Source organism: Actinomadura sp. 6K520, assembly GCF_004349245.1.
Taxonomy (GTDB): Bacteria; Actinomycetota; Actinomycetes; order Streptosporangiales; family Streptosporangiaceae; genus Spirillospora.
Map to the genome: position 1 here is coordinate 1 of NZ_SMLC01000006.1, position 20,368 is coordinate 20,368.

At 66.4% G+C, this 20,368-nt stretch carries 13 protein-coding genes; 2 read left to right on the forward strand and 11 right to left on the reverse strand.

Annotation, left to right across the window (positions count from 1 at the left end; genetic code table 11):
- Window positions 1-263 precede the first annotated feature (263 nt).
- Window positions 264-1,064 (forward strand): helix-turn-helix transcriptional regulator, encoded by an 801-nt coding sequence (locus E1289_RS03205; RefSeq protein WP_131975100.1) that lies wholly within the window; start codon window positions 264-266, stop codon window positions 1,062-1,064.
- Window positions 1,055-1,246 carry a DUF397 domain-containing protein gene (locus tag E1289_RS03210; protein ID WP_131975102.1) on the forward strand — a complete coding sequence of 64 codons (192 nt, stop codon included), beginning with the start codon at window positions 1,055-1,057 and terminating at the stop codon, window positions 1,244-1,246. Before E1289_RS03205 ends, E1289_RS03210 begins: the two co-directional genes overlap by 10 nt.
- Window positions 1,247-1,829: 583 nt before the next feature.
- Here E1289_RS03210 and E1289_RS03215 read toward each other — a convergent pair.
- The 11 genes from E1289_RS03215 to E1289_RS03265 all read right to left on the reverse strand — a co-directional run bounded on the left by E1289_RS03215 (window position 1,830) and on the right by E1289_RS03265 (window position 20,136).
- Window positions 1,830-2,984, reverse strand: a complete 1,155-nt coding sequence (locus E1289_RS03215; protein ID WP_131975104.1) for a hypothetical protein — start codon at window positions 2,982-2,984, stop codon at window positions 1,830-1,832.
- Entirely contained in the window at window positions 2,984-4,348 is a 1,365-nt protein-coding gene (locus tag E1289_RS03220; protein WP_131975106.1) for an N-6 DNA methylase, read from the reverse strand. Before E1289_RS03220 ends, E1289_RS03215 begins: the two co-directional genes overlap by 1 nt.
- 45 nt (window positions 4,349-4,393) lie before the next feature.
- Window positions 4,394-4,588, reverse strand: a complete 195-nt coding sequence (locus E1289_RS03225) for a hypothetical protein (protein WP_117397240.1) — start codon at window positions 4,586-4,588, stop codon at window positions 4,394-4,396.
- A gap of 578 nt (window positions 4,589-5,166) precedes the next feature.
- The gene (locus tag E1289_RS03230; protein ID WP_131975108.1) at window positions 5,167-7,080 is read right to left on the reverse strand and encodes an MGMT family protein; all 1,914 of its coding nucleotides are present in this window, start codon (window positions 7,078-7,080) and stop codon (window positions 5,167-5,169) included.
- Between the two features lie 275 nt (window positions 7,081-7,355).
- Complete coding sequence (locus tag E1289_RS03235; protein ID WP_131975110.1) at window positions 7,356-9,233, reverse strand: hypothetical protein; 1,878 nt, start codon at window positions 9,231-9,233, stop codon at window positions 7,356-7,358.
- A gap of 236 nt (window positions 9,234-9,469) precedes the next feature.
- On the reverse strand, window positions 9,470-11,809 hold the full coding sequence (locus E1289_RS03240; RefSeq protein WP_165970312.1) for an AAA family ATPase: 2,340 nt from the start codon (window positions 11,807-11,809) through the stop codon (window positions 9,470-9,472).
- 8 nt (window positions 11,810-11,817) lie between these two features.
- Window positions 11,818-13,458 (reverse strand): hypothetical protein, encoded by a 1,641-nt coding sequence (locus E1289_RS03245; protein WP_131975114.1) that lies wholly within the window; start codon window positions 13,456-13,458, stop codon window positions 11,818-11,820.
- Window positions 13,455-16,835, reverse strand: coding sequence for an AAA domain-containing protein (locus E1289_RS03250; RefSeq protein WP_131975116.1), 3,381 nt, complete (start codon window positions 16,833-16,835; stop codon window positions 13,455-13,457). The genes E1289_RS03245 and E1289_RS03250 overlap by 4 nt, the downstream gene beginning before the upstream one ends.
- Before the next feature lie 149 nt (window positions 16,836-16,984).
- The gene (locus E1289_RS03255; protein WP_131975118.1) at window positions 16,985-18,364 is read right to left on the reverse strand and encodes a hypothetical protein; all 1,380 of its coding nucleotides are present in this window, start codon (window positions 18,362-18,364) and stop codon (window positions 16,985-16,987) included.
- A 105-nt stretch (window positions 18,365-18,469) separates the two neighbouring features.
- On the reverse strand, window positions 18,470-19,162 hold the full coding sequence (locus tag E1289_RS03260; protein WP_131975120.1) for a VWA domain-containing protein: 693 nt from the start codon (window positions 19,160-19,162) through the stop codon (window positions 18,470-18,472).
- Window positions 19,163-19,698: 536 nt separating this feature from the next.
- A complete protein-coding gene (locus E1289_RS03265) occupies window positions 19,699-20,136 on the reverse strand; it encodes a tyrosine-type recombinase/integrase (RefSeq protein WP_165970313.1) in 438 nt (145 codons plus the stop codon).
- Window positions 20,137-20,368 lie beyond the last annotated feature (232 nt).

A 20,368-nucleotide genomic window follows, 5' to 3' on the forward strand; every position in this document is an offset into this window, starting at 1 on the left:
ACCAGGCACGGGACGAAGTCGTCCATGCCCCACTGGCCGGTGACCAGCCGCACGAACCGCCGCACCTCCGCGACGACCGCAAGGTCCTGCTTCACCACCATCTCGTTCTCCGTCGCCGCCTGCCCCATGACCTCTCCTCACTATGTGTGTCCTTCAGCACACATACAGCCACTTCGGAGCTAGGATTCGCATGCACTCCTTAAGTGGATTGCAACGGCACGGAGAGAGATGTATGTGCAAGTTACCGAGAGAGGTAAGTCGCCATGGCCGTACGGCGTCAGCGTCCCGATGACTCCCCCGCCCTCGTCGCGTTCGGCCGCCAGATGCGACGGCTGCGGGAGGCCAAGGACATCAAGCAGGAGACGATCGCCCACCTGACGAAAGTCAGCCCCGCCCAAGTGAGCCGGATCGAGGGCGGCAAGAAGCGCGCCACGCGAACCTTCGTGGAACTCGTGGACGACTACCTAGAGGCAAGCGGCTCGCTCATCAGCCTGTGGGAGGACCTCAACAAGGACGGCCACCCGGTCCCGATCTGGTTCAACTGGCCGCAAACAGAATCCGAAGCCACGGAGCTCGTCACCTGGGAACACACCATCGTCCCTGGTCTGCTCCAGACTCCGGCCTACGCCCGTACATTCCTCACCTCGGACGAAGCCGTGGAAGCCCGCTTGGCTCGCCAGACCATCCTCACCCGCGAGGACGCGCCCCCCACGGTGCTGACCGCGCTCCTGAGCGAGAAGGTGCTCGACTACCTGGTGGGGTCGCCCGAAGTGATGCGCGAGCAGTTCGAGCACCTGCTCGCGCTCAGCGAACTACCCAACATCACCATCCAGATCGTCCGAAACAATGGGCGTCCGGCGGGCACAGGCGGCGCCTTCGTGGTGGCTACCATGGATGACCGGAGCGAGGTCGCCTACATGGAGACGACGGTACGAGGCATCACGACCGACAACCCCTCGGACCTCGCCAAACTCTCCGAATCGCTCCGAGAGCTGCGAGCGAGGGCGCTCCCCGAAGACATGTCCCGGGACATGATCAGAGAGGCATTGGAGAAATGGACCTGAGCAACGCCACCTGGCGCAAGGCAAGCCGCAGCGGTGAGAACGGCGGCAACTGCGTCGAGCTGGCGGACGTGTCCGGTGCGGTGGTGGCGGTGCGCGACAGCAAGGACCCGGACGGTCCCGTCCTCCTGCTGACCCGTGCGGCCCTGCGCACCGCCGTCCAGTCCGCCGCCGACACCCACTGACCACCCCGGCACCGACCAGCCCAGCAGCGGCCCCGACTCGTTGGGGCACCGTGGGTCGTCCAGCCCCCGGCCTGGATGCCCACCAGCCCAACTCCTCGCACGGGCCGCCCTCTGCGCCCGTCCCCGGGCGCAGACGTCAACCGCATCCCGTCACGGCACATCCCTAGAGAAAATCCGCCGCGTTTGCCGACAGGTGGGCTTCATCGAGCGAGGCGGAGCACTGCAGCGGACCGGGGCCCGCCCGAGAGATCACCTCTGCGTCACTGGGCGGACGGGAGTGACGGCGTGTTGCAGGCACTCGTACGCCGACGGTGCTGCCTGAGCACCAGCGATGTCGTGACGAGTTGCCGACCCACCTCAGACCGTCCGAAGGCCGGCGTTCAGTCGCCGGCGGCATCCAGTGGCGTCGGCTTCGTGGCCGTGGAGAGTGCGCTCCAGTACACCGGTGTCGGAACCGAGTACGGCTGAGGCGCGCGGGCAGCCGAGAAGGAAGAGCTCCCGGCGTCCCCTGGCATCACGTCACCTGAGGCGACGGGAGTCCACAGCCCGTCCCCTCCGGAAGGGCGGTCCGAAGGTGATGGCGTCAGATGCGTGCTGCGATCGAGGACACGTTCCGCAGCACCCGATCGAGCAATTCCTCCAGCAGCCGATTCTCCTCAAGGGCCGCACGGGCTCTGTTGTGAAGGGGTTCGACCACTTCCTGGAACCGCCTGCGAACCTCAGGATCGGGCCAGGGCAGTTCCAACCGTGAGAGCGCGCGCCGGCTGATCTCCCTTTTCTGCCGACCTTGCGCGATCTTAGAAAGCTCCTCACTTCTGGAACGCAGCTCGTGCAGCAGCCACCAGCAGTCCGAGGGATCGGACGGGCGTACCGCGAGCACTCCCCGACCGGGGGTGGTTGGCGACAAGGTCAGTGCTGCGCGGGCCCCCTCGAGTCGTGACGCGACCAGTACGGTTCCCGGATCGCAGACGTCCCCCGGCTCGGCACGTGTTTCCCGTCCTCCCTCGATGTAAGGCGGATCCGCACGCAGGACGTCGGCCGGCGCTATCCGGCACGTCGCGACACCGCTCACGGCGGCCTGGGGTGGGCCTGGCCGCCCGGTCATGATCGAAGTGATGGCACCGAAGGTGGAAGGTGTCCATGATTGTCGCTGCCGTCGCGTCAGCATGGCGCGATAAGCGTCGGCCAAGGCGACGGTGTCCGCGGCGATCCGCAGGTTCAGATCCCTCTTGTCCTGGATCAACTCGACAAGTCGGCTGAGGGTCGCGATTTGTCCGGGGGGAGGGACGACCACCTCCATCGCCCTCAGCCGGTCGAGGCTCAAGGTCGGCTCGACATGCGCCGACACATGCCGGTCGAACCACGCGCGGGCGACCGGCGTCTGGAACCAAATCTTCAGCCAGCGGGTGATGTGGTGGTCGCGTGCGCGGAGAATGCCGACCGAGCGCGTCGTCACCCAGCCGGTATGGCGCAAGTCGATCAGCGCCGCGTCACCCACCCGGCGGACGAGTACCACGACCAGGTCGCCCTCGGCGAGGATGGCACGGCTGTCCCTGCCGTCCAGCGGTGTGGCAGGGTCCGGGGGGGACGCCCAGATGCGGCCGTCGCGGACGTCACCGGCTCTGATCACCCCCCGGCCGCTGGGGAGTTCGTGTTCCTGAAGCCCGTAGGTGACCTTCCGGTCCGCTACCTCCTCCACCGTTTTGCGCTGCCAGCCCTCACCATCGAGTGCGCGCATCACAGTTCGTCCAAGACTTGAAGCAGGTCGGCCTCCAGGGCGCGCGACTCCTCGAACTTCTCCCGGAGTTCGGCAGCAAGCTCGTCGATCCGCCGCTGCTCCAGGGTCTCGTCGATGCCGGGCTCATCGGTGTACCTCAGCGGCTGCAGGTCGTATCGCTGATCGGCGATCTCCTCGGCGGTGACGGAACGGCACTGACCGGCCTCGTCACGGTATTGCCCATCCACCTCTCGCCACGCCCCGAGTGTCCGCACCACCTGCTCGACCCCTTCCGGGCTGAGGCGACGCTTACGCCTCGGCGCCTGTTCGTACGCCTTCCGCGCGTTGATGAAAAGGACCTTGCCCCGACGGTCACTGCTGCCCCACTCATCACGGGGACCTTTGTCGGTGTTGAGAAGCCACAGACAGCAGGGGGCACGGCTGTGGGCGAACAGGCCCGGTGGCAGGGCAACCACACATTCGACGACGTCCTCCTGGACGAGCCGTCCGCGCACTCGCTGCTCCACCTGTCGTGCCCCGGTCGCGGCCCCCTCCGCCATCAGGATCGCCGCTCTACCTCGAGGAGCGAGCGCGTGGACGATGTGGAGGACCCACGCCAGGTTCGCATTGTCTTGAGGGGGCGCCGCCTCGTCGGACCACCTCGGATCGTCCGTGCGCGGGTCGGCACGCCACGGGCCGTTGAACGGCGGATTGGCCAGGACGATGTCATATGAGGACTCGGCAGGCCGCGCGAGACTGTCCACCGGCTCGGAAAGCCGCGCGTGGATGCCGCGGACGGCCAGGTTCATCCGCGCCACATGGAGCGCGGAGGGGTGGACGTCCTGGCCGATCAGCTTGAGATTCGATGGCCGGCCCGTGCGCTCGGACACGTGGCGGTCGGCGCCGATGAGCAATCCGGCTGAACCGCACACCGGATCAAGCACTCGCTGGCCTTCCTGAGGATCAGCCGCTGCCACCATCAACCGCACGACGTCGCTGCGGGTGAAGTAATCCCCGCTTTTCGCGTTCGCCTCGGACAGGTCCTGAAAGCACTGGTCCAGGCACTCAACGAGATGGTCGGCTCGGTGGATCGCCTTGACCAGGCGACGTAGCGCGTCGTCGGCCGTTGGAGGAAGACGCGACACGAATCCGCGCCCCTCCTCGTCTTGGTACCGGAGCAAGCATTCTCGTACTGAAAGCCCCATCTGCCGCTGGTGCTTATCCGTTCCATCCAGGAGCCAGTTCCACAAGGAATACTGGTCACCCTGCGGATTATTTCGCGCCTGAGCCCTCAGACTTATGAGTCCGGCCACGACGTGACAGGCTTCATGGAATCCCAGAACCCCACCCAGGTCACGCACGGGCATTTGAATTTCAGACGGCATTGCCACTCCTCCTGGCGACCGGGCCGGCCGTCCCCGCGTCCTTGCTCACGCGATGCCACCTGTTTTCATGAGCAGGACGACCACCGGGACTGCGGCGGCGAAAGCAGCGGCCCCGGCCGCGATGGACCCGATGACCCGACCACCGTCCAGCCACTTCAGGAATGCGGCCAGCAGCGCCGCGATCAGCGCCACCAGGATCACCACGACCACGATGAGTACTCGCTCCATCTGCGGCTCCATCTCTCCTGGGCGCGCGAAGCCGGAGGACGGTCGCGCGGGTTCCGGTGAGGCGGGCGGTCAGCCCCGCCCGACACGAGAACAGTAGGAGGCTACGGCCGCAACGCACATGAAGCACGCTGTTTGGGTTTTCTCATAGCGAGAGATCCATGCCCACCTGTAGGCATATGTCGGTTTTGGCGAAACGGCGATGCCTCCCACCACCGTCCTCACGGCCTCCACCAACCGCACCGGCCACTTCGGCTCGCCCACCTGACCAGCCGGCGTCTTCGCGACGACGATCTCCCGCTCAGCGCCCGACCCGATCGGCGCATCGCGCTCGCGTGGACCCGTAGAGCGCCCACGACCCTCATCCATGCGATCGCCACTCGCACCTCCCGCCCCGGCCACCTGTACCCTGGCGCCCTTCTCTACGCGAAGGCGCGTTTGTCGATCTCGCCGACCTGCCTGCCTTGCGCGGTCTCGGGCAGGTCCTCGTTTCAAGAACGGGACTGGTGCAGCGGCCCCAGCGAGGATTCCGACAGGACGCGCCGCGAGAATTCCCAGGCCGGGATGGTCGACAACCGGGCCACGGTCTTCGCTTACGATCGGTCGCTCACTGACACCAGAAGGGCGTTGAACGCCTCGATAACGACATTTGCTGTGCTGGGCGCAGCCAGCACGGCGGACTCGATCGAGACACGTGCGCTGTAGTCAGCTCTCTTCAATTGCTGAGCAATATCTGTCCAACCAGGAAGTTGCGACAGGTTACCTGCGAGGTGACGGAGTGTTTGGGAAGAGACGCCATGGTCCCGCAGTTCGGCAAAGTTGATCGATAGTATGGATTTCGTGACGCCGATGTAGATGCTCCAGGTCGCCGCCTCGTCAGTGCCGACGCTGAATCGGGCCGTGACGGATGGATACTCACCTTCGCCGTAATGGTAACCACGGAACGCTGCATGCCGTTCAGCGTGCCTGTACACCGCTAGTAGCGTATGCGCGACCTTGCCGGGGCAGTATCGGTTGATGGCTTGGAGGAGGCTTTCCTCGTCCCACCCGGGTTTCGCATGCGGTGTGTCATCGCGGCGTTCGCCGGGGGCGGCCGGCGCAGGCCCCAAAGTGCCTGCTTCCACCGGTGCGGAGTTGTAATCGATCGTCGGCGGTGCGGGGTCACCGAGAGCCTGCTGGATGGCGAGCGCGATCGACTCGAGCCAGGCGATGGTCTCTTCCGCCTCATCGGCGGTGATCGGCAGTTTCTGGTCGGGTTGATCGGGGTTGTGATCAGCGGTATGGGCGATGTTGTTCCTGCGTCTTGCGATCTCTCGCATCCTTGCCCGGACCTCATCGGAGGTCACCGGAGATCTTGGATCCTGATCCGTAAGGATCTCCGCCACCTTCACCCAGAGCTTGACTTCGCTGACGTGCGCGAACCCCTCTTGTATCTTCTCAGGGCTCTGGAACGTCTTGTACTCGAACTCCCGCTCCAGGTGGGCCCGGAACACCTCGGCCAAGGGCTCGGAGTGGTGATGGATCTTCTCGAAGAGCGCCACGGGCATGGTCAGCTTGTCGAACTTGGCAGGCCGTGGTGCGCCGGGACGCAGCGCGAGAACGACGCCTCGATCGACGATCTCCCGGGTGACCCAGTGATCGATCGCGGCGACGGCCTGGCTCCAGGCCGCTCGGTAAAGGTCGGTGACATCGAAGGCGCCAACCTTTAGATGTTCCAGATTCTGCCCTCCCTGGATAAGTTGGCGTGCATAGCTGATGTTCTGCTGGAACTGGTCGAACGGGGCCGAAGCTTCGGATTCTTCTTCGATATCAGGGAGAGGTGCGGGCACCTTCGCGTCCGAGAACATCTTTCGGAAGTCGTCAGCGGTGATCCGCTTTGTGCGATCCGCGCGGCCGGCGTCGTCGAACTTGAGTCCCTCTTGCTGCAGGACGTCCCGGGGGTCGTCGGTCCGCTCCGGATCCGGCCAGCGGAATCCTGGCGAGATCTTGCCGCTAGCCTGTAGAACCCGGTGCGCACCCTGCGCCCCCGACTCGGCCATAAAACCACCCACCGACTGGGCCGCCATGCCCACCAGCTCGGCGAGGTCTCCGTAGGTCGTCCAAGATCCGGGCGTCACCTGGGTCAGCGCCTCACGCACCCGCTTCCAGCGAGGATCGACATAGGTCCTGGTCTCGTTCGCTTGGCGCCGGGCCCGGTATTGGCGCCCCAACTCTCGATAGAGCTCGTCCCCCGGAAAGTCCTTGAGGGCCTGGATCCCGGTTTGGGTGATCGCCCAACCGTTTCTCTTGGTCATCCAACCGATTGAGGCCGCCTCCCCGGTACGGAAGCCCAGCTGTGCATGCCAGCGAATCTGCCCGTGCGCGTTGGGTTCCTCATGTTCTGGATCGATGGTGACCCGCGCTGCGACCGCTTCTCGCACCTCGGCGGGCTTCAGCGGGCGCCCCTCGTCCCGCAGGAGCTCCATGGCCGCGCGGAAGATCGGCGCGATGTGCTCAGCGAAGGACATCGGGACTCCTTGACGTCGGGGGGCCGCTCTTCAGCGCATTGACATGAAAGAACACAGGTCCCCGTCCTCGAGGGTTCGGAACGGACGTGACCACGGACTGCTCGACACCTATGTTCGTACGTTTTCAGATCGCGCGTGGCAAGGCCACAGAAAAAGTTAACGGCGATGAGCGGGTCCTGTGACGCGGTCCTCAGCGCCAGTACCTGAAACTGACCATCCCGAAACTGTGCATGGGTGGTGACCGAACCGGTCTGGTCGCCTCTCCTCTGCATCGTTCAGTTCAGAGGTTTGTGTAGGAGGCAGCGCTCGCAAGTCTGAGCGGATGACTCCGGACATACACCGCAGTGGCGGCATATATAGCTTCGTGCGTTGTGCCAGCACGGTACGGCGAGCAGGTCTTGGGAGAACCTGTCGTCCAACAGGTCGCCGTGGCCGCCGGGACGGTTGGCCGACGATGGAACGATCAGCACCGAGTAGCGCGCCTGGCACGATAGGCACCGCCGCAACTCCCACACGGTGCTGCAACTGGAGTTCGAGCAGCGGCAACGGTAGGTGTCATCGTCGCGTACCGTGAAGTTGGCGGCAGGGTTCTCGGGGCGGTGCGAGCAGATCGGGCAATGGGTCAGCTTGTTGACCTGGTCCACGGCGGCGAGCAGCCCAGCACGAAGCCTGTTGATCTCTTCTTGGTTGTCCCCCTGCCTGCGTGCCGCATCGGCGCGAGTGCGTAGCCCCGCCAGTACCGCGTCCAAGGGCTCGACCTCGTTGGTGAGAGGCGGCCTGGTCACGAGCAGTTGCCCATCCCGATGGTCAAGCCACCCAAAACGCCGCGCCAGGGACTCGTCCCCGGCGACCCCGCGAGGTACCCGTGCCGGATACTCCAACATGATCCGTTCGTCCAGCACCCCCCGTAGTGCCCGGGCAAGCCGGCCCATGCTGCCAAGGTCGGCAGGGCTGACCGGCACCATCATGGGCAGTGCGGCAGTCCCGGCTGCATCGTGTACAGCAATGCGCTGGTCCGGCGGCATTCGCTCCCGCTCGACCAGCTCACCGGGGTACAGCACTGCGACCTCGGCGCCGCCGCTTCGCCGGAGAGCCTTGAGATGCTGGTCAAGGTGCTCTGGTTGCCTAGTGAGCGCATGGGGGACGGGGACCACCCGCAGTACCGGATCGTCGTCGAGCAGCAGGGTGAAGGTGTCATCGCGGTTCCAGTCGAGCCGGACGTCATGCTTCCTGTAGGTGTAGCGAGGCCCTGGTTCGCCGATCCCCGGGCCCTCCGTGGTGGTCGGAACTACACCGAATTGCTCCAACGAGCGCAGCATGAGAATCAGGGTGTAGTACGCGAAGTCGCGACACCATGTGGTCAGAGCCTCGGCGAGGTCGTCACGGTCATCCGAGCTCTGACGCGACGCGACCTCCGCGTCCCAGAGCCTGCGGCAATGCCGGTAGTTGACGTCGTTATCGAAAAGGTTGGTTGGACGCAACCGCGGTGGCCCGGTGTACGGGCCGCGAATCCCCGCACGCAGTTCGGAGTTGCGGAGCGGGGCCAGGGCTCCTCGCAGTGCCAGCAGTTCCGCTCGCCGCTGCTCGATGCGGTCGGATAGGTCGTCGTGCTGGAGCAGTTCGGCGATGAACGTATACAGGCGCCGCTTTTGCCGCCAGTCCGGACGCGCCTCGGCCTGCTCCAGCAAGCCCTGCCCTTGTCGGATCATGGAATCGATCGCGTCGATCTCGGCGATCCTCGCCAGGACGTGTCGCCAGAGGCGGTCGAGAAGGGTGCTCACTACCCGGTTCTCGTAAAGATCGTGGTCGGCAACCTGTACAGGTGTCAGCAGTTGGGCGGGTTCCACGCCGTGGAGCCTGCGCGCCTCCCACGTCTCGCTGTGCGCCGCCAGATGCACCACGGTGCGCCAGGTCATCCGTCGGGCCTTGCTCACCGGCACCAGGACATGCTCGGTGCGCAGCCGTGCGTGTGGGGCGCGGCATACGGCCCGTAGGTAACCGAGTTCCGCACGGAGATGATCTTCCAAGCGATGCGGGTGCAGGCGTTGTGACACCCCGTTCACCATGGGGGCGACCTCGCTCCACTCGTTCAGTGGCGCCTTCCTGTCGCGTAGGTCGGCCACTTTGGCGGCGATGACTGCGATGCTTTCCATGGCGAGCGGCGTCGGGGTCGGGCTGGCCCCGAAGTCGCCCTGCCATCGTTCAGCGCCATGCCGTAGCTCCCACCCCCTGGCTCCGGCCGCAAGGTACGAACCTGATGCGATGGCCGTCCTGTTAACGGCGTAGCCGCGCCCACCTTGCGGAATCTGGTACCGGCCGAGCAGGACGGTGCCTTGCGGGACGGTGCACGGGGCACCGGTGACCCGGTCCCAGAGCGTTGGCCGCCCGCTCATCCGAGCCCCAGCGACCTGATCTCGCGCTCGAGCACCTGCAGGGACTTGCGAGGGACGGTCCCGGGGAAGGCAGAGGACCACAACACCGTGATCTCCTCGTGCAGTTCCCGCAGGTCGCCGGGCGCGATTTCGACGCGACCCATCAGTTTGCGCAGCACCTTGGTGGCCAGTAGATGGTCGGCAGCCTCCCCGGGACGCCCCCCGGCGGCGACCGCTACAGGGACGAATCGCCTGGCCTGCCGCTCCAATCGGCTCCCCCAAGACACCCCGAAGTCGCCGCGCAGTCGCTCTCCAAGCCCGTCGTCAAGGAAGGCCAGCACCTTCTCGGCTTCACCGCCGTCGGTCGCCTCGGCCGCGTCGAAAGCGTTCATGAGCGTCCGGTACGAGACGGGGGCAAGGGGCTGGACCTCGCCCGGCTCGAAGCGCGGAGGTTTGGGCGGCAGTTCCAGGACGTGCGAGCGGTCATAGGTCTTGTCTGCGAACCTGACCGTGGTCTCGTCATTGTTGGCGGTTCCGATGAACCAGACGTTCTCAGGCAGTTCCAAGGCACGGCCGTCGTGCAGCAGGCGCGGCGCCGGTGAAACCGGGGCGGTCATGAGGGGGAGGAACTGACGCTCGCCCGGACTGCTCTCCTTGCGTTCCATCGCCGACAGCAGGTCACTGAAGTACTGCTCCGGGTGCGACAAGTTCATCTCGTCGAGCACGACGACGAACGGCTTATCGCGATACAGCGGCAGTTGCGCCTTGTACAGGCTCTGGGTGAACTCCGATTCGTAGAACTTGCGCTCGAAGGCGTTGTAATAGCCCAGCAGGTCCTGTGGGCTACGCCATTCGGCGGCGACGGCGACGGTCTCCCGCCCGGCCCCGATGATCTGCGCGAACGCCTCGGGCAGGCGGGTCTTGCCGATTCCGCTGATGCCCTGCAGCAGGTGCAGCCGGCTGGCGGCCAGCCCGGCGACGAAGCAGCGCAGATCAGCCTCGGAGTAGTAAAGCCCCAGGTCGATGACCATCCGGCCGCGAATCCGGGCAATCAGATCACGCAACCGGATCGGCTGGCTGCCCAGGACGGGAGCGACCTGATAGCCCTCGTCCGCGTCCATGGCCGAGCAAGCCGGGAAGGGCGAGCTGTCCTTGAGCACATCCTGCATCTGCTTGAGCCGTGCCGACTGCTGGTCGATCTCGGTGGTCAGCACCTCATTCTGCCGCTGCAGCGCCTGGTTGATCATGCGCGCGTTCTCGCGCTCGGTAGCGGAGATCATCGTCGCGGTGGCGTGCCGGCGCAGTTCGGCGTTCTGCTGGAGCAGCTCATCGCGCTCGATCAACAGGTCGTGATGGCGGGCTTCCAGATCGGCGACCCGTTCCCGGTCCCGTAGAGGGTTGGCGGCCAGCGACGTGCGCAGTTCGCGGTTGTCCTCTTGGAGCCGCTGCAGTTTCGCGGCCGCCTCCTGCAATCCCATTCCGTTCAGTTCCGCCTCGGCCGCTTCGTACCGCGCCAGCTCACCGGCCCGCCGCTCGGCAAGATTCCGCATGGCCTCCAGCTGTTGCCGGTGACCTGCGGCGTCCTGGCGGGCCAGCTCCAGTTCGGTCTGCAATCCGGCGATCCGCTCCCGGATCCGGTCGTCGACCTCCTGGTCGAGATGTTCCTCACGGGCGGCCAACCGGCGGTCCAGACGCTTCTGCTCCAGGTCCCTGCGGTTGAGTGCGGCCTCGCGTTCATCAAGTTCGGCGCTGGACGTCAGAAATTCCCGCTCGCGCTGCGAGTGCCGGTCCGCGTACTCTTTCTCCAGCTCGCGCTGCCTTTGCTCGAACTCGGCCCTGCGGTCGTCCAGTTCCTGCTGGAGCAGGTCGAGCTGTTCCCGCCGGTATCCGGCGAAGCCTCGTCTGGCCTCCTGTTGCAGGTCCGCCAATCGCTCCCGCTCTTCAGCCAGCCGACTCTCGTCGGCGTCCAGCGCCTCCTCTCGGCGCTGTAGGTCCTGTTTCTTGCGTTGGTGCTCAGAGCGGTTCTCGGCGAGCTCGGCGACATCGTCGTCCAGTTTGGCCTGCTTCTTGTCCAGTGCGGCCTGCCGGGCATCCGCCCGCTTCCGGACGGTCTCGACCTGCGCGATGGCGCGCCGCAACCGGTCGACGGTAAGCGGTCCCGTCACATCCTCTTCCTTGACCGGTTCCACGGCCGTCTCCCCATCAGGTCCGGTTTCCGACGCCGGTTCGGACTCAGCGGCCTCAAGCTGTTCGGCCTTCTTGAGCAGCTCTGCCTCGCTCGTTGCCGCCCTGGCCTGCTTGCTGGAGCCCGCGCCGCCGCGTTGGTTGCCACCTGTCCTGTTGTTCCTCTTTGCCATGGAGGTCGCTACGTCCTTTCCGGGGGTGGTGGGGGCATGGAGACGAGGACTCGGGCGGCGTCCAGGGCCAGCAGCCGACACCATTCGGCGTCTTCTTCGACGGTGGCGTCCCGGGTGTTGTGCGAGCCCCGGTTGCGCAGCCTGCCGAGTTCGTCGAGCTCGATCAGTAGGCCAGAGCGGGCTCCGACCAGTGCGCGCAGCGGATGGTCCCGGTGGTGCGGGCTGTTCGGATCGACCGCCGCGATCAGCGCGTAGGGCAGAAGTTGCCGGATGGTGGCCTTGTCCAAGCTGATCACTGCGCGGATGTCGTGGGTCCGGCGATAGGCCTCCGGATAGCCGAGCATCGCCGTCCGGGAGAAGCTCATGGCTCCGAGGTAGCCGCCGTCGTGTGGCTCGTCCAGACCGAGCGTCTTCGCGGCGCGCTTGAGCGCTGCCTTCACCGTTTCCCAGGCCGCCGTCTGGTTGCCCGCGTCCCAGCTCGGCCGTTCCGGTGGCGGATACTCGGCCACCAGCCGCCGCAGCAGGTACTCGTAGAGGCGATAGGCCTCGCGGGCGACCGATTCGATCCCCGACTCACCACCCCGTGCCGCCGCCTCTTCCAGCCCGAGGAGCAGCTTGAGCGTCCCGGGGCGGCGCCGCACTTCGTTTCCGAGCTGCTGCACCAGCCGTATCTCGGCCGCTCGGCCGACCGTCTCACGGACTGTCCGATAGTTCTCTCTGATGCGGGCGAAGGAGTCGTCGGTCGCCTGTGACACCGCGTCCGCCAGTCCTGGGTCCTCGCGGTTCCAGTCGGCCAGCAGTCGCCGCAGCATCGGGTTCGGGTCCAGCCCGAAGGGATCCCGCACCTGCGGTCCGTCGCCCGGCTCGCTCCCGCTCTCCAGCCATACCAGCAGGTACTCGGCCGCCGGGCGGCCGATGTCAAGCACTTGGCGCACCTCGGCGTCGTGCGGCAGCATCAGCTCGGTGGACAGAGCCTGAAGGTCCCTTTCGACGGTGGACGCGCTGGGCGTGCGGCCGTCGCGCAAGTCGGTGAACCGTTCCGCCTTACGGGCGAGCTCCGCTTTGCGCTGCGCGCCGACGGCGTTGATGATCTCTTGTGCGGAGGGCGGGCGCGGCAGCACCAGGTCCGTTCCATCTCCGACGATCCGCGCCGTTATCGGACGGGGTGCGCCCGCGGTGTTGAGCCTCAGCCGAGCCTGACCGTCTCCGACACCGCTGACCCGCTGGAACACCAGGTCCCTGGCGGCTCTCGGCCACAGCCGACCGGTCAGCGGGTCCTGCAGGACGTGGGTGACCACGTACTCCGGCTCCTCGCCGACCCGGCCGGTGATCAAGGTCTCCACCCCCCGGTCTGTCGGTGCTCCACGCTGGTCGACCCGGCCGTCGGCGTGCAGCTGCCGCAGCACGTGCTCGCACAACTCCGCGCTCTGATGGATCTTCGCCGCGATGTCCTCGGGCTGCCGCACTCCGGCCCGGCACAGTGCCAAGACGACCTTTTCGATGATGTTGAGATGCCGGACCCGCAGCACAGGTGCGGTCACCCGGTACGCCAGCACCGGCCAGCACAGGAACACGAGCTCACCGGAGTCGGGCGGCCGGTGGAACTGCAAGACGCCGCGCCTGATCTCGAACGTGTGCCGCTCGCTCACCGGTCGGCCTCTCCGGTACCGCGGCGAGCCCGCGCCGATCTCCGGCCGGGACGGCGAGGCTCCGCAGGTGGCGGATCGAGCAGCACCCCATTCGTGGACGGCGGTGCACACAGGTTGTAGAACCTGGTCAGCGGCTCTACCGCGGGCGGCGCCAACCGCGAGGTGAACATGGCATCGTCGCCCACCACCACAAGGAGCCGCTTCTGGCGGCTCATCGCCACGCACAACCGGTTCGACAACATGAGGTGTCCGTAGGCGCGCCGAGCCCACCGCTCGTAATCAGCATGTTCCGGGTGCTCCGGTGCCGCCGCAGCTGGATCGAGGCTGAGCGGTGGACTGCACCGGACAACGGACAGCAGCGCCACGTCGAATTGTTTGCCCTGGAACGCGTCGACGCTGCCGACCTGAAGCCTGTCGCGTTCGACGCCGTCGGCGTCCCAGCGCAGTTCCTTCACCGGCCGGTAGCCCGAGCCGTCGCGTTCGGCCAGCCCTTCCTTGACCAGCTCCTCCCAGATCAACCGGACCTGCGCGCTGTAGAAGCTGATCACACCGAACGTCAGGTCGGGCCGGTCTACGACATGGCGGCTCAACTCCCGGGCGATGGCCTGTGCCTCAGCTGTCCGCGACTTGCTCTGCCCGCCGTGCTCGCTCCCGACGGCGCGCGGCACCCGCAGCCACGCCGCCGGCCGGCCCTCATAGTCCTCCAGCCCGTGTCTGAATTCAGTATCGGGACGTACCGACTCGAGGTCGCCTCCGTAGAAGCCGTCTGCAACGAAGGCGCCGAGCACCCGATGCATCCGGTACTGCTTTCGGAGCCGTACCGCCCTGCGCCTTCCCGGCGAGGCGTCGCCCCTGTGCAACAGGGTGAACATGCGCCCGAACAAGCTCTCCCGCAGCATGGCCAACTGGTCGCCCGCGTCGGACCGGAGCTCCTGCTCCACATCGGGTTCCAGCATGTGCGGAAGCTGGTTCTGGTCCCCCACGAGGACCACCCTTCGGGCGGCCAGCGTGAGGGGGATCAGCAAGTCCAGCGGGTTGGCCCGAGCAGCCTCATCAACGATGACCGTGTCGAAGAGCCTCTCGCCGTCCTTGGCCTCCTGAACGGCCCGTGAATCCGCCTGCTGACATGTCGCGGCGAGCGACGTGGTGTAGAGGCGGAGGGTGGCGAGCACAGCCTCCGGGTCGCCTTCGAGCTCCTCCAGGTACTCCGCCAGCGCAGTGTGCGCCCCTTCGGCCGTCTCCCTACGCCGCGCGTCCAGTTCGTCCACGATCTCGTTGAGCAGGTCAGCCACGTCCTCCCGGGTCACCGGCCGAAACAGCCGGTCCGCCCGGTCGGTGAGCCGGTCCAGCAGCGCGTCGCGCACCTGCGCCAGCTCGTCCAGGAAGGGCGGTGGCTCGTCGCGGTCCCAGTCGGCGGCGCGTTCCAGCACTTCCCTGTGCCCGTTGTCGGCGACGGGCATCCGGTTCAGGTACTCCAGGGCGGACGCCGCCATCATCGGACCGTCGTCCCCGAAGGAAACCGGTGCGCAGCGGATGCCGCGAACCGCGCGCAGCGCACTGTCCCGCCGCGGGTCCGCCTGAAGGTTGGCGACCCGCGTCACGGAACGCAATTCGGTCGCGATCCGCTCCAGCCGGCCGAGCAGCAGGTCGGGCACCAACCCCGCCACCCGCTCGGCGATCTCGTCAAGCCGCTCCACCAGTTCCTCGGCGGGCCAGGGTGCCTGGCAGTACTCGGCGGTCTGCCGTGCCACCTCGCGCATCGCCATGGTGCGGCGGCCGTCCGGGGTACTGTCCATTTCTTCCCGAAGGGCACGCACGGTCGCCAAGCGCCAGCTCTCGATGTGCGCCATGGAGCCCCGGTTCTGCGAGTCGATCTTCACCGAGGGCAGGTCCCACACCATGGACCGCTCGACCAGATTGTCCACCGCGGCGTGCTGGTAGCTGGTGAGCAGCATGCTTCGGCTGACCACGGCGTGTCCGCGTCCCACCTCGGCGAGCCGCACCTGCAGAGCGGCGATCAGCTGGGTCTTGCCGGTTCCGGGAGGCCCCTGGATCACAGCGATGTCGGGGGTGTTGAGCGCAGCGGCCAGCGCTAGCTGTTGCTCGGCGTTAGGGCCATCGTCGCCGAAGCATGCCACCGCAGCGGGCGACAGTGCCGGCACGCTCGGTTCCTCCTTACCCCGCTCGGGGACCCCTTGGAGGAGCGGGAGCAACTGCGGCAGGGGGATGTGTCCCTTGAGAAGGCGCCGCAGCGCCCGCTGACGGCGCTCGAGCCGTCGGCGGTCGCCCCGCACGGCAGCGTGAAGGAATCCCTGGGGCGGCGGCATAGCCGGTCCCTCGTCGTCACCGCGGCGGATCATCCGCATATGCACGACACGATTCTCGACGTCGGCGTGAACAACCTCGCCGACCTCGTTCCCGATGGCCAGATCCAGTTCCAGCAGTCCGGCCACTGGGTCGGCCGTGGCCGCCCCACCGAGGACCTCGGGGAGTTGCACAGTGCACTCCAGATCCGCCGCGTTACCGCTGTCGAGTTCCTCCCGCAGTCTTGTCAGCAGCCCGTCCCGGCCGCGGGCGATTTCGAAGCGGACGACGTCTTCGCTCTCATCGATGTAGGACCACCGCGCGTACTCCACGAAGTCCATGTCACGCATCCGGCGCAGCGCGTACCGGTTCTCCATCTCGTGGTAACGGCGCCAAACGCCCATGAACGTCTGCTCGCCCTCCCCGCTGCCGAGCCGCGTCAGTTCATCACGCATCCGGCGCTTGAGCCCGGCCTTGACCGTCGCATCGAAGATCTCGATGCGGACGTGGATCAGCACGACCCGTTCGTGGTCGCGGGCGGACCGGCTCTCCCGGTGCACCTGCCGCAGCCGCCATTCGCCGTCCTCTTGGCGGAGCGTGGCGACGACGCCGCCGCCGACGAGTCGGCACGTTGCCGGCGCAGCCATCTCCTGCCCAGGCGCCACAAGCGCGACAAGCCGACGCGACAAGAGGCCACCGTGGCCCTGACTACCGGGCATGTTGAGTGGACTTGGGCGCCCGGGAGCGTCACGGAACAGGAACTGCCGCTCCAACCAACCGAGTTCCTGGCGTCTCCCGCGGACCTGCTCGGGACCAGCGATGCTCCGTGCGGAGAGCAGCGCCGCCTCGTCCGCGCCGACCCGCAGTTCTCCCCAGTCGAAGCGGCCCGCCAGTTCGTGGATCCGTAGGCGTAGCCAGTCGCGGCCTTGGCTGTCCCGATCGAGATCATCGATGAAGGCGATGATGTGGCTGTTCTCGGTCACGACGGTGCGAAGCGTTTCGTCGTCGTGTTCGGCGTGCCCCTGCGGCGCGTGGGTGCGGGTGTCGCCGTCCGGTGCGACGTAGGTGGCCATCAGCGCGGGCCCGAGTCGTTCGAGAAGGACTTCCCGGCCGCTCAGCCCGGCTGTGCGCATACCTCGGGGCACGTCCACCCATGCGAAGGCAGCTGTACCAGGCAGTGCGTCCACCAGTGGGGTGCTCACAGCCTGAGCGTTAGGGGCCATCACGCCCCCTGCCGGGGGAGGAGTATTCGAATGAAGCGATGGATCTCGTTCCGGCCGCCGAAATGGATCGTCCAGCGCCCGGATTCGGCCAGGTCGAGCGGCCAGGTCTCACCCACGGCCAACTGGGAACTACGCCGCGCCGATCGGTTGACCACATAGACCTCATGCCTTCCCACCCGCCGAACCATGAGTTTTGGTCCGCCGTCCCAAGACAGCTCCACCAGCGGCTCGCCGGGATCGACCGGTACTTCCGACGGCCCCCGGTCGAGGCGCAGCAGCCCGGTGCGTGCCGCCACTACCTGCGGTTGGTGGGCGGCGAGGATCAGCGACCGAAGCCGGTCCGTCTCAGCGTCACCTGCCGTTCCCGGCACCGCTCCGGCGGGCACCAAGCCATGGACGTCGCAGCGCACTACCGGCGGGCGCGCCGATGCCCGACACCAGGGACACTGGGAAAGGCTGGCGTGGTACGTGCCAGCGCATGCGGGACAAGCGAGCATCAAGAGTGCAGCCTGGTCGAGCTTGTCGTGCCATTCCCGCATGGAAGGCCGTCGCTCGGGATACCGCAACCCTTCTTCAAAAGTCAGCGAAGCCAACCGCTGTAGCCCTTTGGTGAGTACCATCTCCCGCTGGAGTCCCTGATTGCTCTCGTTACGACGGTCAGACGGATGGTCGATCCACGGCCACTCACCTCGGAACGCAGGCGCCTCTAGCTCTGGCCTCTGGTCGACCACGTCGCCGCGGAAGGGATGCACCAATGCCAGAATCTCGAAGGCCAGCACGGCGAATGCGAACACGTCGGTGAGAGTGTCCTGACCAGAGGTCCCTGTGATGAGCTCGGGTGCAGCGTAGCCCGGGGTGACGTGCGCCGCCTTGAACGGCCGTGCGTGCACCGACACATTGTCGGGGTCGATGAGGTGCACCTGGTCGTGCTCGCTGCGCGCCGACACCAGAATGTTGCCAGGGGATACGTCACCATAGGAGAGTCCCCGCGAATGGAGCCGGTCGAGCGCCTCGGCCCCTAGGGCGAGCAACCTTAGCCGCCGACGCAGTCCGCCGGTGCTCTGGAACCACTCGGCCACTCCCTGAGGAGGGACGGTGGCCAACGAACCGATGGCGGTCATGCCCGCCAACAACTCCATGGTGTAGCCGACCTCGTCCCCGACCAGCAATGACAAGGGGCGCGCAATCGGGATACTGGCCAGGTCGAAGCGCCGTACGGCCGCCAACCTGCCCCGCAGTTCCTCGGCGCCAATCTGGGCTTCCGGCTTGAGAATCTTTACGGCAGCTCGCTCGCCGGTCAGCGACCAGACGGTTCCCTGTCCACCTCCGCCGATCTCAGCGTGCAGTTGCAGGGCCTCCCCTCGGTCGTCATGGACCATGTCGCCCGGACGGTAGGTCCGGCGCCTCCGCCGGCTGGACACAGGTGCGGTCACGTCATCGTTCCCATCGGCTGCGGGGCACCCTCCGTTGATGTGTTGAGATGGTCAGTCGCTCAGATCTGCCAGTTCGCTGGGGTCGAACACAGAGGCGTCGTCGGGGCGGGCGCTGTTGACCCGGACGCTCATGCTCTGGGTGAGGTACTTGAAGATCTCTGGGATCCGGTCGGCCTCCTCTGCTCGGATCACCGGATACAGCGGATCGGCCACGAACGACTCCAGCACCCGATAGGCAGCCGAGCCGGTTTCGGGGCCGATCGCCACCGCAAGCCGGAGCGACCTGGCACCGCGCTCGGAACTCAGGAGGCGGTCCAGTTGCGGCCGCCACTCCGACGTTGGCCTACCGTCCGAGATCAGTACCAGCGTGACGTCGTACGCACGCGCCGGGATCATCTCCTCGTCATCGAGGATCTGCCGGGCCATCTCGAAGGCGTCGCCCATCGGCGTGCCGTCCGGGCCACCAATGGCCTCCATATCCGCCCACGTCGCCGAGGCGGCGGGCACGAGGCGCTGATGTAGCACGACGCCCCGACCGCCGAAGGTGATCACGCCGATGTTGATCTCCCCCCGGGGGGAACGCTCATGGGCCAGCGCTCGGACCATGCTCGCAATCGCCAGGTTGAGCGATTGGATCTTCCCGTGCTCGGTCATGCTTCCGCTGACGTCCGCCAGCACAATCACCGGTAGCGGCCGGGGCCGCTGGACGGCTGCGAACGGCGTCTCACTGTGCTCAGATGTCATCGATCTCGCATCTCCCTGCGTCCCGCGGGGCGCGGAACATTGCAGGATTTCTTCTGTCGACCACCAAGTCAAGGCATGAAATCACGTTACTTGTCGGTACATCCTGGTTCCGTACGAACCCAGGAAGCTCGGTCGACCGTCACCACAGATCTCGGACGAGTCCAGCGGCGCAGCGGCACATAGGCAGCACCCGGCTCATACATGCCGCCGAGCCGACACTCTCGCGCGCCGCCTGCGGTAGCCCAGATTTCGATTGGCGAAATAGCCTCGCTAACATTACGGCGAGTACTCAGTTGGCCAGTGGTTGTCCCTTGAGGTCATCGGCGATTGGTGAGCACAGGGTGCGCACGAACTGCAATGGATCACGAGGGATGAGGCAGTACAATACAGCCGCTGACCTGCGAAAATGTGGACTTACGAGCACCGCGAATTACCCCATAACACGCCAAAAATGGAACTGCTAATGCGGTTTGGGTGCAAGCCCATCCGGGGTTCAAATCCCCGATCCTCCGCCTCTGACCAGCGGTTTCCTTGATCTACTTCGGGTCGAGGGAGCCGCTGGTTTCGTGTTGGGGGGCCGATGGGGGGCCGACGCGGCGGGGGACCACGGCCGCGGCCGCCTCGGCGGCCGCCTTGAAGACCTGGGGGACCACGGAGGCGTACACGTCAGCGGTGAAGGACGACCGCGCATGCCCCAGCGTCTCGCTGACCACCTTCATCTCGACCCCCGCCGCCAGGGACAGTGTGGCCGCGCCATGGCGCAGATCGTGGAACCGGATGGGAGGGAGCGGTCCTCCGGCGAGTGCGGCTCGCACCTTCGCTTCGCCGACCCGGTGACGCTTGGCGATCTGAGGGATTCCCCATTTCTGGTTCTTGTGTCGCCGTCTGATGGCGGCGTACTGCGTGATGAGCAACTCGAAGCGCTGAGAGATCCACTCAGGGCGGAGCGGGGAGCCGTCCGGGCGTGTGAACACCAGTCCTGAGTTCACCCAGGCCGGACCGGCTGCGAGCCGCTCGCTCTTCTGCCGGGTTCTCCAGGCCCGCAGATGATCGGCCGTGATGGCATCGAGTGTGACCGTGCGGTCACCGGCATCGGACTTGGTGTCGTCGGGGTCCAGGTCATCGTCCGATCTCGTTTCGCGAATCGCGAGGACTCCCTCGTCCAGGTCGACAGATCCTGGCGCGGGACCTCACCGCCAACCTGCG

What these genes read in the sequence shown, in the direction of transcription:
- E1289_RS03255 (WP_131975118.1), bottom strand. Translation starts at nt 18,364, where the DNA reads ATGGTCCATGACGACCGAGGGGAGGCCCTGCAACTGCACGCTGAGATC.
- E1289_RS03260 (WP_131975120.1), bottom strand. Translation starts at nt 19,162, where the DNA reads ATGACATCTGAGCACAGTGAGACGCCGTTCGCAGCCGTCCAGCGGCCC.
- E1289_RS03225 (WP_117397240.1), bottom strand. Translation starts at nt 4,588, where the DNA reads ATGGAGCCGCAGATGGAGCGAGTACTCATCGTGGTCGTGGTGATCCTG.
- E1289_RS03215 (WP_131975104.1), bottom strand. Translation starts at nt 2,984, where the DNA reads ATGCGCGCACTCGATGGTGAGGGCTGGCAGCGCAAAACGGTGGAGGAG.
- E1289_RS03205 (WP_131975100.1), top strand. Translation starts at nt 264, where the DNA reads ATGGCCGTACGGCGTCAGCGTCCCGATGACTCCCCCGCCCTCGTCGCG.
- E1289_RS03250 (WP_131975116.1), bottom strand. Translation starts at nt 16,835, where the DNA reads ATGGCCACCTACGTCGCACCGGACGGCGACACCCGCACCCACGCGCCG.
- E1289_RS03220 (WP_131975106.1), bottom strand. Translation starts at nt 4,348, where the DNA reads ATGCCGTCTGAAATTCAAATGCCCGTGCGTGACCTGGGTGGGGTTCTG.
- E1289_RS03210 (WP_131975102.1), top strand. Translation starts at nt 1,055, where the DNA reads ATGGACCTGAGCAACGCCACCTGGCGCAAGGCAAGCCGCAGCGGTGAG.
- E1289_RS03240 (WP_165970312.1), bottom strand. Translation starts at nt 11,809, where the DNA reads ATGGCAAAGAGGAACAACAGGACAGGTGGCAACCAACGCGGCGGCGCG.
- E1289_RS03230 (WP_131975108.1), bottom strand. Translation starts at nt 7,080, where the DNA reads ATGTCCTTCGCTGAGCACATCGCGCCGATCTTCCGCGCGGCCATGGAG.
- E1289_RS03235 (WP_131975110.1), bottom strand. Translation starts at nt 9,233, where the DNA reads ATGGAAAGCATCGCAGTCATCGCCGCCAAAGTGGCCGACCTACGCGAC.